Origin of the sequence: Nonomuraea guangzhouensis (assembly GCF_019396345.1) — a bacterium.
In the GTDB taxonomy this organism is placed as follows: Bacteria; Actinomycetota; Actinomycetes; order Streptosporangiales; family Streptosporangiaceae; genus Nonomuraea; species Nonomuraea guangzhouensis.
The window spans coordinates 60552-73410 of record NZ_JAHKRM010000037.1 but is presented as its reverse complement, the minus strand read 5'-3'; the positions used below and the strand labels follow the sequence as shown (position 1 = coordinate 73410).

12 protein-coding genes are annotated in these 12859 nt (G+C 65.8%); 10 read left to right on the top strand and 2 right to left on the bottom strand.

Annotation, left to right across the window (positions count from 1 at the left end; translation table 11 throughout):
• The first annotated feature begins 11 nt into the window (after positions 1-11).
• The 5 genes from KME78_RS51740 to KME78_RS51720 all read left to right on the top strand — a co-directional run bounded on the left by KME78_RS51740 (position 12) and on the right by KME78_RS51720 (position 4490).
• Positions 12-1454, top strand: a complete 1443-nt coding sequence (locus tag KME78_RS51740) for an LCP family protein (RefSeq protein ID WP_219537396.1) — start codon at positions 12-14, stop codon at positions 1452-1454.
• A gap of 34 nt (positions 1455-1488) precedes the next feature.
• Complete coding sequence (locus KME78_RS51735) at positions 1489-1836, top strand: STAS domain-containing protein (RefSeq protein WP_219537442.1); 348 nt, start codon at positions 1489-1491, stop codon at positions 1834-1836.
• 132 nt (positions 1837-1968) lie between these two features.
• Entirely contained in the window at positions 1969-2799 is an 831-nt protein-coding gene (locus KME78_RS51730) for a GNAT family N-acetyltransferase (RefSeq protein WP_219537395.1), read from the top strand.
• A 19-nt stretch (positions 2800-2818) separates the two neighbouring features.
• On the top strand, positions 2819-3658 hold the full coding sequence (locus KME78_RS51725) for an LLM class flavin-dependent oxidoreductase (protein WP_246654289.1): 840 nt from the start codon (positions 2819-2821) through the stop codon (positions 3656-3658).
• A gap of 94 nt (positions 3659-3752) precedes the next feature.
• On the top strand, positions 3753-4490 hold the full coding sequence (locus tag KME78_RS51720) for a DUF4097 family beta strand repeat-containing protein (RefSeq protein ID WP_219537394.1): 738 nt from the start codon (positions 3753-3755) through the stop codon (positions 4488-4490).
• Between the two features lie 18 nt (positions 4491-4508).
• Here KME78_RS51720 and KME78_RS51715 read toward each other — a convergent pair whose 3' ends face one another.
• Positions 4509-5897: an AAA family ATPase gene (locus KME78_RS51715; protein WP_246654283.1), complete on the bottom strand. Its 1389-nt coding sequence runs from the start codon at positions 5895-5897 to the stop codon at positions 4509-4511.
• A gap of 345 nt (positions 5898-6242) precedes the next feature.
• Here KME78_RS51715 and KME78_RS51710 point away from each other — a divergent pair, with 345 nt between their 5' ends.
• Entirely contained in the window at positions 6243-7388 is a 1146-nt protein-coding gene (locus KME78_RS51710; RefSeq protein ID WP_219537393.1) for an FAD-dependent oxidoreductase, read from the top strand.
• 263 nt (positions 7389-7651) lie between these two features.
• Here the strand turns inward: KME78_RS51710 and KME78_RS51705 are convergent, their stop codons facing one another.
• Entirely contained in the window at positions 7652-8488 is an 837-nt protein-coding gene (locus KME78_RS51705; protein ID WP_219537392.1) for a DeoR/GlpR family DNA-binding transcription regulator, read from the bottom strand.
• Positions 8489-8784: 296 nt separating this feature from the next.
• On the opposite strand from KME78_RS51705, the gene KME78_RS51700 reads away from it, so the two are divergent.
• From KME78_RS51700 to KME78_RS51685, 4 genes are all read left to right on the top strand, one after another.
• Positions 8785-10092: an ABC transporter substrate-binding protein gene (locus KME78_RS51700; protein ID WP_219537391.1), complete on the top strand. Its 1308-nt coding sequence runs from the start codon at positions 8785-8787 to the stop codon at positions 10090-10092.
• A 61-nt stretch (positions 10093-10153) separates the two neighbouring features.
• A complete protein-coding gene (locus KME78_RS51695; protein ID WP_219537390.1) occupies positions 10154-11116 on the top strand; it encodes a carbohydrate ABC transporter permease in 963 nt (320 codons plus the stop codon).
• 6 nt (positions 11117-11122) lie between these two features.
• Positions 11123-11965: a carbohydrate ABC transporter permease gene (locus KME78_RS51690; RefSeq protein WP_219537389.1), complete on the top strand. Its 843-nt coding sequence runs from the start codon at positions 11123-11125 to the stop codon at positions 11963-11965.
• Positions 11966-11997: 32 nt separating this feature from the next.
• On the top strand, positions 11998-12858 hold the full coding sequence (locus tag KME78_RS51685; RefSeq protein WP_219537388.1) for a ketose-bisphosphate aldolase: 861 nt from the start codon (positions 11998-12000) through the stop codon (positions 12856-12858).
• The last annotated feature ends 1 nt before the right edge of the window (position 12859 follow it).

Genomic DNA, 12859 nt, shown 5'->3' with positions numbered 1-12859 from the left:
GGGAGCAGGGCATGCGCGACCCGGGCGAGCAGGACGCTGGGGTGCACGTGGGCGGCGACGCGTACGGCGGCGTCAGGCTCGTGGGCGGGCGCACGCGCAGGCCGCTGAAGAGCGCCAAACGCCGGCGCCGCCACCTGATCCTCTCGGGAGTGCTGTCCGTGGGCGTCCTGGCCGGCACCGGCGTGGTGTGGGCGACGCCGAAGCGGATCGGCACGGTCGACGCGGGCGTCACCGAAGCGGCCCCCCGCGGCGCCATGAACATCCTGCTCGTCGGCGTCGACAAGCGCGACGACCTCACCCGCAAGCAGCAGAACGAGCTCAAGCTGGGCCGCGAGGCCGGCCAGCGCACCGACACCATGATGGTGATCCACCTGTCGGAGGACCACACCAAGGTCACGGTCGTGAGCCTGCCCCGCGACACCTGGCTGACCATCCCCGGCAAGGGCGATCACAAGATCAACTCGGCGTACCAGTTCGGCGGCCCCAAGCTCGCCCGCCAGACCGTCGAGCAGGCCACCGGGCTGCAGATCAACCGCTACATCGAGGTCAACGTCCTCGGCTTCATCAACGTCGTCGACTCCCTCGGCGGCGTCACCGTCTGCACGCCCGTGGCGATCAACGACCCCAAGTCCGGGCTCAACCTCACGGCCGGCACCCACGAGCTGAAGGGCGCCCAGGCGCTCGGCTACGCCCGCACCCGGGCCACCGCCCGCTCCGACCTCGACCGGATCGGCCGGCAGCAGCAGGTCATCTCGGCACTGCTGAACCGCGCGCTCAGCGCCGACACGCTGGCCAACCCGGCCCGGCTCACCTCGTTCGTCAACTCCACGCTGAGCACGATCAAGGTCGACCCCGACGACGACCTGATCGGCCTGGCCACCCAGCTCAGAGACGTCTCGCTGGACAACGTGAAGTTCGCCGACGTGCCGCTGTCCAACGTCGACTTCAAGGCGCCGACCGGCGAGTCCGCGGTGCTCTGGGACAAGCAGGCGGCCCGCGACATGTTCGCCAAGATCAAGGCCGACCAGGACCTGGCCAAGCCGAGCCCCAAGCCCAGCTCGTCCACGTCGGCCTCCGCCAAGCCGACCATCCCGCCGGAGCGGATCTCGCTCAAGGTGAGCAACGGCACGCTCATCACCGGTCTCGGCGCGCGCACCAAGACGGCGCTGGTCGCCGCCGGGTTCCACGTGCCCGGCACGCCGGGCAACACCAAGAAGAAGGACTACAAGAAGACGGTCGTCCGCTACGGTCCCGGCCGCGAGGACTCGGCCCGCACGGTCGCCGCCGCCATTCCCGGGGCCGAGCTCCGCCAGAGCGACGCCGACGGCATCGAGGTCATCGTCGGCAGCGACCAGCCGAAGATCGGTAAAGTGAAGACCGCGACCACGCCAAGCGCTCAGCCCACCGCGACCCCCACAACCAAAACCGCGACCCAGAACATCTGTAAAAAATAGGCATATCTCTCTGCTGTTCGGGCACGTGACAGCCATGGTGGTCAGGTCGTGGCGAGACGAACCGCTTACCGTATTGCACGCCGTCGGAGACCTTGACGTGGCAGGCGCTCCACGCCTCCAAGCCGCACTCGATCAGGTGCTGGCCTCCGTGGATCCGCCGAAACTCGTGCTGGACCTCACCGACGTGCCCTTCTGCGACTCCGTGGGACTGGGTGTGCTCGTGGCCACCCTCAACCACGTACAGCACGCGCACGGCAGATTCATCCTGGTCCTCGCGCCCGGCATGATCAGCCATCTGCTGACGATCACGAACCTCGACCGGCACTTCGAGACGAGTTCGTCGTTGCTGGACGCGCGGACGGCTCTCGGGACGGCTGCCTGAGATCGAGCAATCGCCGGAGGTGTGCTAAACGATGTCCATGACATCGGTGGCGCGCCTTACGGCAGTCTCGTAGGCAAGCGCGCTTCGTTCCCGCTTCGTTCCCGCTTCGTTCGTCCGCGGAGGCATTCCACGTTGTTCGATCAGTTCCCCGAACCTGCTCGATCCCAGCTGGCCGGCGCCTTCGACGAGGGCAAGACGCGGCCGGAGTGGTGTTTCACCGAAGGCCAGGCCCGGCTCGCGTTCTGGGCGCCCTTCCGCGGCGCGGACCCGGTCATCACCTGGCAGTTCGAGCCCGGCCCCGACCCCGCGCTCGCCGCCGGCCTGCTGCGCCGTGCCCTGTCGGAGATGGGCCTGGACAAGATGATCCACGACATCTCCCTCAAACCCGGCCTCACCCCGGTCGTCGACCGAGCCGTCGAACACCAGGCCCTGCTCGGCGCCGGGTTCGCGATGGAGGTCGAGCGGCTCCTGCTCGAATGGCCGGCCGGGAGCGACGTCCCGGTCGATCCGGGCCGGCTGACCTACCGCCCCGCCCGCGGCCTCGACGCCGACTCCGTACTCGAGCTGCTGGTACGCATCTCGGAGGGCTCGCTCGACTACGACACGCAGGTGGAGGTGGCCACGGCCGGCGCCGAGCACGAGGCGCGGTGGATGTACGACGACCTGATCAACCGCAAGGGGAAGCCCGACTGGTTCGTCGTCGGTTACCTGGGCGATTCGCCCGTGGGGCTGGTGGCGCCGGATGATCATTCCATCGCGTACATCGGCGTGGTGCCCGAGCACCGGGGCCACGGCTACGTCAACGATCTGCTGGCCAAGGGCACCGCGACGCTGGCCGAGACGGGGGTCGAACGGATCGTGGCGGCCACGGACGTCGGCAACGCGCCCACGGCGAACGCGTTCCGGCGGGCGGGCTACTCGGAGGTCGGGCGGCTTTTCCGCTATTACTGGAGGGCAGTCTGAGGCTTTATTGGAGGACATCATGAGACTTGGCGTCATGTTCGACCGCGACCTGCCGCCCGAGCAGCTGGTCCCCTTCGCCAGGGAGCTGGACGGCACGGCGGTGGACGACCTGTGGGTGGTGGAGGACCTGGGCTGGACGGGCGCCATCTCCTCGGCCGCCACAGCGCTGGCTGCCACCTCCCATCTGCGGGTGGGCCTCGGCATCACCCCCGCTCCCCTGCGTAACCCGATGCTCCTGGCCATGGAGCTGGCCAATCTGGCCCGCCTCCACCCGGGCCGCCTCGCGGCCGGCATCGGCCACGGCGTCCAGGACTGGATGCGTCAGGTAGGCGCCGCGGTCCCGTCGCCGCTCGCGCTCCTGGAAGAGACGATCACCGCTGTCCGCGGCCTGCTCCGCGGCGAGACGGTGACGCTGCACGGGCGCTCCGTACACCTGGACGGCGTTTCCCTGGTACACCCGCCCGCCGAGCCGCCCCCCGTACTGGCGGGAGTCCTCAACCCCCGCTCCCTCGCCCTGTCGGGCCGGGTGGCCCAGGGCACGATCCTTCCGGAAGGCTTCGCCCCCGAGCGGTTCCCCGAGCTCCTGGGCCACATCGGAGCGCCGGCCGATCATGAAGTGGTGGCGTTCATCCACCTGTACATCGGTGCCGACGCCCGTGAGGCGACCTGGGACATCGCCGTCGAACACGCCAAGTTCCTCAAGGTGCGGCCCGAGGAGGTCGTCATGGCGACGGGCTCGGCCGAGGAGGCCGCCGAGCGGGTGCGGGAGCTGGGGGCGGCCGGGGTGCACACGGTGGCGGTACGCCCTGTCGGCGCGGAACCGCTTTCCCATGTGACGAAGCTCTTGGCGGCCTTGTAGGACTTTCCAGCGGCTTCGAAGACAACCGAATGGCGGATGTCCAATCGGTCGAATGGCCGATGGCGACACCCCCGCGCCGGGCCACGATCGTGACATGAGGCGAATCACGGCAACAACCACGGCCTTAGCGCTGGCGGGACTGATCGGGCTGACCGGATGCGCGCTGAAGCTGGACGCCAAGGACGTACACACCGCCCAGTCCTTCCCCTACACCGGCCCTCAGCTCGCCATCAAATCCTCAATGGGCGGCCTCCGCATCATGCCCGGCACCGGCACGACCGTGCAGGTGGAACGCTGGCTCCGCGGCAAGGCAGCCGATGACGGCAACGCATCATGGTCGCTGAGGGACGGCACCCTCCGCCTGAGCGCCAACTGCACCGTGGTCTTCGGCGACTGCGGCGCCCGCTACCACGTCAAGGTCCCGCCGGGGATCCGCCTCACGGTCGACGGCGGGGACGACGGCGTCATCCTCCAGAACCTCACCCAGGACGTGGACGTCTCGAACGGCGGCTCCATCAAGGCGTACGACATGGCCGGCAAGCTCCGCCTCCTGAGCGACGACGCCACCATCACCGGCGAACGCCTCAAATCCCCCTCGGTCCGCGTCCGCTCGAACACCGGCGCCATCAACCTGTCCTTCGCCGTCCCCCCGTCCAACCTGGACCTCCTGTCCAAGGACGGCCAGGTGACGGCGACCGTGCCCGCCGGCGCCTACCGGGTCACGGCGCGGAGCAAGGACGGAGCCGAACAATCGGAGATCAAGAGCACGGAGAGCGACCGAACGATCGTGGCGAAGAGCAACACGGGGGATGTACGGATCATCGCCAGGTAGGCCGTGTGCCGCGTAGGGTCAGGCCTGGTAGAGGCGCTCCAGCCCGACGAGCATGGTCCGGGAGTCGTCATCGGCGTACGCCGTCAACTCCTCCGTGAAGCCACATCCCCCATAACAGGCCAGAATCGTGTCACGGGTGTCATAACCCTTCTGCTCGAGCAGCGTACGAGCCCTGGCCAGGCGTTCCAGGTGATGATGGCTCATTACCTCACCCCATTTGACCTCACCGAGCGACAGGATTCTCCGAGGCTGCCCAGGTTCTTGCGCGGCGAGAACCGCCACGTCGATCTCGATCTGGGTCCGTTTCGCGGGATCGCCCACCACTCCTGACCCGATCTCAGCCGGAAAACCGCCATACAGCGTTTCCCCCGCGTCCAGCGCGAAGTCCCGGCAAAGGGATTCGAAGTGGGGACCCACGACCTGGGCGAGGAATGTCTGCCGCACGGATCCCCACACATTCTCCGCCCGGTGGATCTCCAGTTCCGGCCAGCGCCGCCGCATGATGGCCTCATAGAACGTGATCAGCGGCTCCACGATGCGATAGCGGGACCGCCGGGACCTGAACAGGTCGGGCTCGCGCGCGACCAGCGCGCAATCCTCCAGGACGTTCAGGGGGTGGGTGATCTGATCAGACTTGCGTCCGACGTAATTGGCGATCCCACCGTTCGTGGTGTTGCCACTGGCGATGGCGGCCAGCACCGAGTGATACAGAGCGGGGTCGCGGATATCCGATTCCTCCGCCAGCAGGTAACGCGCCTCGCGAAAGAGCGGCGTCTGCGGATTGAGAACCGTCCGGACGACCCAGTCATCGAAATCCGCCAGGCTCGCCGGTACATCTCCCTGAGTGAACTCGTACCGGTACGCCGGCGTCCCGCCCAGAATCGCGTGCACGAGCACGGCCAGCCGCGGGTCCGAGATTCCCCAGAACTCCGCGGCGTCCCGATAGCGAAAGGGGTGGATGACGAGTTCGAGCCCAGCTCTTCCGCGCAACGGCGCCTGCCCCGCCAGCAAGCCGCCCATCACGGACATCGCCGACCCGCAGAGCACCAATCGCGCCGCACTGTCGCGCCCGCTACCTCCGGGCCCGAGCTCCCGCTGGATGATCGACGGCAACGCCGGTGAAGTCCTGGACAGGAACGGGAACTCATCGATGACCACCGGCACCGGCCGGTCACCGAAGCTCCGGAACAGGTGAGCGATCGCGTCATTCCAATCCCGGAAGGGAGCATCGGGGATCTCGCGGGTGTGGCGCACCAGCGCATCGGCGAACAACCGGAGGGATTCGGCTTCGGTCGCCTCGGTTGCGGCGAAGTACATCCCTCCCGTCGCCTCGGCCAAGGCTTGCAGCAGGAAGCTCTTCCCCTGCCGCCGACGCCCGCTGACCACACCGAGGGCAGCACCGGCCAACGGCGTGGCCCTATCTCCACCGGACACGAACCGGACGAGCCCTTGCCACTCTCTCTCCCGGCCGAAGACCCGCTCTGGCTTTCCGATCACCGAGTCTCTCCAAACTTACAGAAACACACTTCCCGGAAGTGTACTTCTGCATCTCCTCCGAACGGCGCTGAGACGCGACGTGAAATCCGAGCCGAACGTCTTCGTAACGAACGCTATCGTAACGAACATGTTCGTGCTACGTTGACACTCATGAGCTCGACCGATCGCGCTCAGACTCCCTGGCCACCGTCGCCTCAGCGGTCGACGTGGCAGCCGACTTTTCCGCGCTGGGCGCGCAGCGCATAGGAGCCCACCATGTCCCCACGTTCCATCGCCATCGTCGGCGCCGGCCTCAGCGGCCTGGTCCTGGCGCGCGTACTGCAGATGCACGGCATCGAGTCCACCGTGTACGAGGGCGAGGCGTCCGCCGACGCCCGCGGGCAGGGCGGCGCCCTCGACATGCACGAGGAGTCCGGACAGTACGCGCTGCGCGAGGCCGACCTCTACGAGCAGTTTCGCCGGCTCACCCAGCCACAGGGCGAGACCATGCGAGTCCTGGACAAGGCGGGCACGGTCTTCATTGACCACGAGCCCGAGGGCGGCTACGGCGGCCGCCCCGAAATCGAGCGGACCGCACTGCGCAACCTGCTCATCAGGTCACTCGACCCCGGCCGCATCGTCTGGAACCACAAGGTCACCACGGCACGCACCCTCGACGACGGTCGGCACGAGCTGACCTTCGCCGACGGCGGCAGCACCACCGCGGACCTCCTGGTCGGTGCGGACGGCACCTGGTCCAAGGTGCGCCCCCTGGTCTCGGCGGCCACCCCGCGATACGGCGGGATCTCCTATCTGGAGCTGCATCTGTCCGACGTCGAGGTGCGCCACCCTGACCTGGCCGCCCTCGTGGGCCCCGGCAGCATGTTCGCCCTGTCCGACAACAAGGCCCTGATGGGCCACGGCGGCACCGACATCCACCTGGGCGCCTCGCTACGGGTGCCGCAGGACTGGGCGGCCACCCGCGGCGTCGACTGGACCGACACGACCGCCGCCCGCGAGGCCCTGCTCAAGGAGTTCGCCGACTGGAGCCCCGACCTGACCGACCTCATCCGCAAATGTGATGACACGATCATCCTGCGACTCATCTACACCCTGCCGACCGGCCACTCCTGGCCCCGCATCCCCGGCGTGACCCTGGTCGGCGACGCCGCGCACGTGATGTCGCCGTTCGCCGGTGAGGGAGCCAACCTCGCCCTGCTCGACGGAACGGAGCTGGCGCTGGCGATCGTCGCGCACGAGGACGACGTGGAGGCCGCCCTGGCGCAGTACGAGACGGCCATGTTCCCCCGCGCTGCGGCCGCGGCTGAAATGTCGGCCCAAGGGCTGGACATGTGCTTCGCCCCGGACTCGCCACGCGCCGTGGTCGACTTCTTCTCCGGCCTCGGCGTACCCGTGGTTTGACATGATCGCGACGCGAGCGATAGATGCGTCGCTGGTGTCGTCGAAATCCTCCGTGCCTGCCTTATGCACTGTCGCGATCCTGATGCCGCTGGCTCCCGCCGTCATCGCGCGCGGGGTCCTCGGAAGAGGCGGGCAGTCCGGTCACGCTCATGTGGGTGGCGTACACGCTCCTTCCCGTCGTCCTGATCGTGCTGGCGGTACGGGTGCGCCGAGCCTTCGCCACCGAGGAGAACCGCACCTCCGAACCGCTGGCGTGATCCGGACTACTGCAGATCCTGGGCGCCTTCGAGAGTCTCCGGCGTGATCAGCTCTACCTCGTTCTCCTTCAGCGCGTCCAGAAGATCAGCCGGCGGAGTGGCGTCTGTGACGAAGTAGTCGGCGACCCCGAGCTCGGACACCTGGGCGAAGAGCCGGCGGCCGAACTTGGACGAATCGGCCAGGATCGCCACGCGCCCCGCCCGGGAGATCATCTCTCGCATCATCGCCGCCTCGGCGAGGTTGCTCGTCGTGTACCCGGCGGCCGCCGAAACGGCGCCGACGCCGATCAACGCCAGGTCGCAGCTGATGTCCAGGTCGCTTCCGTCGGACCCCCGGAAGCTGACGGGACCGACAGTAGCCAGCGTGAGAGTGCGGACCGCGCCCCCGAAGAGGTACACGTCGCGGACGGCCGAGGGCGGCAGCGCCGGGGGCACGAGCAGACTGTTCGTCACCACGGTCAAATCCCGGTGGTTACGCAGGTTCCGGGCCACGGCAAGGGTGGTCGTACCGCCGTTGATCATGACGATTGACCCATCGTCCACCAGCGACGCGGCAAGCGCCGCGATCTTCTCCTTCTCCCGTTCTTCCATCTTGAGCCGCACGTCCACGGCCCGGTCGACCCGGGAGAGAGTCGACTGACTGACCGCTCCGCCATAGGTGCGGACCAGGACGCCGTCGGCGCTGAGCTGGTCCAGGTCCCGCCGGATCGTGTCGATGGAGACGCCGAAGCGCTCTGCGAGTGCGGTGACCGTGACCTGCCCAGCCTCTGCGACATATGCCGCCAGTTGGGCTTTACGACCCGCAGGTAGACGCCGCTGCCGGTCCTCTTCGTCAAGGGTCACTGACCCTCCCATCTCTGCGGTAGTCGCGCTACGGATCAGCGCAACTGAGGAGTGATACAGGCCTAGAACTGCAGACTACCGCATACTGCTGCGTGTTTCGGGCAAAGTGCCGCCCTCCTCGGTGACACCTGGGACGAGAAGCCCCCAGCTCCAGCGCACTCCTTCCGTCCGGATGCCGAAGTATGCGGTTTCTAGCAGGGTTTTGCATTACTAACCCTTGTGATGTGGCGTCATGCGTTGTTAATGTGGCGGAAACCAGCAAAGAGCGGTAACACCTGTACAGCAAGGAGGTCGCGATGACCGGAGGCAGCACCCGGTTGCAGGGCCGGACGAGGCGACTACTCGGGGTGATGGCGGTGGCGGTGCTCAGCGCCACCGCCGTGGGGTGTGGGTCCAACTCGGGATCAAGCGCGGGAACGAGCGCGGACGGCACCGTCACGCTGGAGTTCGCGCAGTGGTGGGCGCCGGAGCTGCCGGCGGGATCGTTCGACAAGCTCATGACGGAGTTCACGGCGCAGTACCCGAAAATCAAGGTCAAGCTGCTGAGCGCTCCGTACGCGTCCACGAAGCAGCAGTTGGTCTCCGGAGCGGCGTCGAGGACCCTGCCTGATGTCGTGGGCCTCGACGGCGCTTGGGTGAGCGACTTCGCCAAGCAGGGTGCCATCGCGGACCTGTCCGAGCTCATGGCGAGCGCGAAGTACGACTCGAGCCAGCTCGCGAGCCAGATCCAGATCAAGGGGAAGACCTACATGATCCCCGTGGTCAACTTCGTCTATCCCCTGTTCGTCAACAACGATCTGCTCTCGAAGGCGGGGGTCAAGAAGCCGCCGAGCACCCGCACGGAGTTCTTGGACGCGGCCAAGAAGATCAGCGCGCTCGGCGGCAACGTCAAGGGCTGGGCCCTGCCACTCGACTCCGCCGTTCCCAACGGCGTCCAGAATGACGTGATGTCCTGGCTGTGGGCATCGGGCGGCAGCATGCTCACCCAGGACGGGAAGCCCGACCTGACCGGCCCTGGCGTCAAGAGCACCGTCAACTTCGTCAAGAGCCTGAACGACGCGGGCGTCATCGCGCCCGGATATCTCACCATGAAAGAGCAGGACAAGGTCGAGAAGTTCTCCACCGGTCAGGTCGGCATGATGATCGACTCCTTGGCCCACATCACGCTGATCAAGAAGAACGATCCGAAGCTGGACTTCTCGGTGGTGCCGATCCCGGCCGAGGACGGCTACACCGGCAAGCGCGGCATCCCGTACGCGTCCTGGGGCATCGGCGTCGCCGAGTCCTCGGAGCACAAGGCCGAGGCGTTCAAGCTGGTCCAGTTCTTGATGGACAAGAAGGCGAACTCTGAGCTGAGCACGCTGGCGAACGGCTTCCCCGGCAACAAGACGGCCGAGCCGGACTTCAGCAAGAGTGACCCGTTGTTCAAGACGGCCTTCGACATCTACAAGGCGGGATATCCCGCCAACCAGTTCGTGGGGTTGCCGAAGTCCGAAGATCTGATGCGCAGCTTCGATGAGCAGTTGCAGCTCGCGCTCACCGGCAAGCAGAGCGTCGACGACGCCCTCAACAAGGCACAACAGGCCTGGATGCCGGTGCTCTGACCTGCCGTCCTTCGCGGGCCGCGCCGACCGTGCGGCGCGGCCCCGAACCAAGGAGACATCGATGAAAACCGCGAAACTCGATCCCGCGGCCGCTCCGGAAACCGCAGAATCGGCATCGAAATCCGCTGCGGACCGAAGGAGAAGGACGCGGCCTTTCCCCGTACAGCGGGTCGTCCCGTACGGCTATCTCTCGCCGACGCTGATATTGATCTTTGTGCTGATGATCATCCCCATCGCGATGGTGGTCAGTTATTCGTTCAAGGACAATGTGATCGTCGAGCAGAATCCGGTCTTCGCCGGCCTCGCCAACTACACCACGGTGCTCACCGATCCCGACTTCCTGGCAGCCCTGAAGAACACGTTCATCTTCATCACCCTGAGCACTCTCGCTCATCTCGGCCTCGGACTGGCCTTCGCGACGATGCTCAACACGCCGTTGCTGGGCGGAGTGACGAAAGCCATCTTCCGCATTGTCTACATTCTGCCCTGGCTGTTCACGGTCGCCGTGATCGCGGTCATCTGGCGGCTCATGCTGGACCCGTCCGGGGTGGTCAATTACGTCCTGACCACGATCGGCGTGATACGCGGGGAAGTGAGCTGGCTCTCCGACCCGAACAAGGCGCTCTGGGCGTTGACATTCATCAACATCTGGGCCGGCTTCCCGTTCTTCATGATCAGCATCCTGGCCGCGTTGCAGGGAATCTCCCCCGTTCTGTACGAGGCGGCCTCCGTGGACGGCGCAACCGCTTTCCGCCAGTTTCGCAATGTGACGATTCCCCAGCTGAAACCGGTGCTTCTCAGCATGGCCGTGCTCGATCTCATCTGGACGTCCCAGCAGTTCGCGCTCATCTGGATGACCACCGGTGGTGGCCCGCTGAATGTCACCGAGATGCTCAGCACGTACACCTACAAGCAAGCCTTCAGCAGTTACGAGTTCGCCACCGCGTCCGCCGCCGCTGTCATAGTCCTGCTGCTCACGATGATTCTGGCCTTCTTCTACGTTCGCCTGCAAAAGGAGAGGTGATCACCCGTGCTCACCCGCAAAAGGCGGCGCCTCTACGCGAAGATCGCCGTGCTCGCAGGCTTGTGCGCCGGCGCGGCCTTCGCCGGCCTGCCGGTCCTGTGGATGCTGTCGACGTCGTTCAAGACCAATGGAGAGGTCTTCCAGGTTCCGCCGCGACTGGTCACCGACAGCTTCTCGTTCGACGCCTACGCGAAGATCCTGGGCGACGAGGCCCAGTTGAGGTTTTTCATCAACAGTTACATCGTCGCGCTGTCGGTGACCGTACTGACATTGTTCGTGGCGATCCTCGCGGCGTATGGATTCAGTCGCTACAACTTCCCGTTGAAGCGATCCATCAATGCGGTGATCGTCACCGTTCAGGCTGTGCCGCCCATCACACTCGTCATTCCGTACTTCGGTCTCGTGGTGGGATTGGGCCTGTATAATACTTATGCGGGGTTGATTCTCACGCACATGGTGTTCACCTTGCCCTATGCGATCATCATGATGACCGCATACTTCAATACCCTGCCCCGGGAATTGGATGAGTCCGTCAAGGTGGACGGGGCGTCGAGCTGGACGGCTCTCTGGCGTATTCTGGTGCCCATTTCGGTTCCTGGGCTGGTCGCCGTCGGCGTCTACACTTTCATGATCTCGTGGAACGAATACCTGTTCGCGCTGACCCTCACCCGTACCGATGACATGCGCACCGTGCCCATCGGCATCCAGCTCCTGATGGGCCAGCATTCCTACGAGTGGAACCAGATGATGGCCATGAGCATCCTGGGGTCCATCCCGGTGCTCGTGTTGTTCCTCCTCTTCCAGCGGCGATTCATCGGCGGCCTCACCTCCGGTGCGGTCAAGGCCTGACACATTTACTGATCAGAAGGAGAAATAAAGTAATGCTGACGACCGGCAAGGTGCTCCTGGCCGTGGCGAACGAAAAATACTTCGCCGTGCCCGCCTTCAACATCAGCGACTACGCCATGTTCAACGGCATCGTGGACATCAGCGAAGAGAAGAACGCGCCGCTCATCATCGGGATCCACCCCGACGAGGTACGGCACCTCGGACCGGACGTGATCGTCGCGATGCACCAGCGGGCCCACCGCTCGTCCGTGCCGATCGCGATTCACTGGGACCACGGCGCGACCTACGAGGAGATGCTGACCGCGATCAAGACCGGCTTCACCTCGGTGATGATCGACGCCTCGATGAAGTCCTTCGAGGACAACATCGCGCTCTCCAAGAAGGTCACCGAGACCGCGCACGCGGTCGGCCTGTCGGTCGAGGCGGAGCTGGGGACGATCGGCAAGACCGACAACGAGGCCGAAGACGGCAGCGACGCGATCATCTACACCGACCCGGCCGACGCCGTGACCTTCGTGAAGTCAACGGGGGTGGACAGCCTCGCCGTGGCCATCGGCACCTATCACGGCATCTACCCGAAGCACCTGAAGCCGGAGCTCAAGCTCGACCTGCTGAAGGAGATCAAGGATCGGGTCAAGATCCCCCTCGTGCTCCACGGCGGCTCGGGCAACCCGGACGACGAGATCGCGGAGTCGGTCAAGCTCGGCATCAACAAGATCAACATCTCCAGCGACATCAAGCTCGCCTACCACACGAAGATGCGCGAAGTCCTGGCCGACGAGAGCCTGCGTGAGCCCAACTCCATCCAGCCGCCGTGCATCGATGCGATGAAGGTGGTGGCCGCGCAGAAGATCGACCTCTTCGAAGCGACCGGCAAGGCATCTCTCTACTGAC

Bases quoted from the DNA above. Each gene is read 5' to 3' on its own strand.
- KME78_RS51740 (WP_219537396.1), top strand. From the start codon at position 12: ATGCGCGACCCGGGCGAGCAGGACGCTGGGGTGCACGTGGGCGGCGAC.
- KME78_RS51735 (WP_219537442.1), top strand. From the start codon at position 1,489: ATGGTGGTCAGGTCGTGGCGAGACGAACCGCTTACCGTATTGCACGCC.
- KME78_RS51725 (WP_246654289.1), top strand. From the start codon at position 2,819: ATGAGACTTGGCGTCATGTTCGACCGCGACCTGCCGCCCGAGCAGCTG.
- KME78_RS51720 (WP_219537394.1), top strand. From the start codon at position 3,753: ATGAGGCGAATCACGGCAACAACCACGGCCTTAGCGCTGGCGGGACTG.
- KME78_RS51710 (WP_219537393.1), top strand. From the start codon at position 6,243: ATGTCCCCACGTTCCATCGCCATCGTCGGCGCCGGCCTCAGCGGCCTG.
- KME78_RS51700 (WP_219537391.1), top strand. From the start codon at position 8,785: ATGACCGGAGGCAGCACCCGGTTGCAGGGCCGGACGAGGCGACTACTC.
- KME78_RS51695 (WP_219537390.1), top strand. From the start codon at position 10,154: ATGAAAACCGCGAAACTCGATCCCGCGGCCGCTCCGGAAACCGCAGAA.
- KME78_RS51685 (WP_219537388.1), top strand. From the start codon at position 11,998: ATGCTGACGACCGGCAAGGTGCTCCTGGCCGTGGCGAACGAAAAATAC.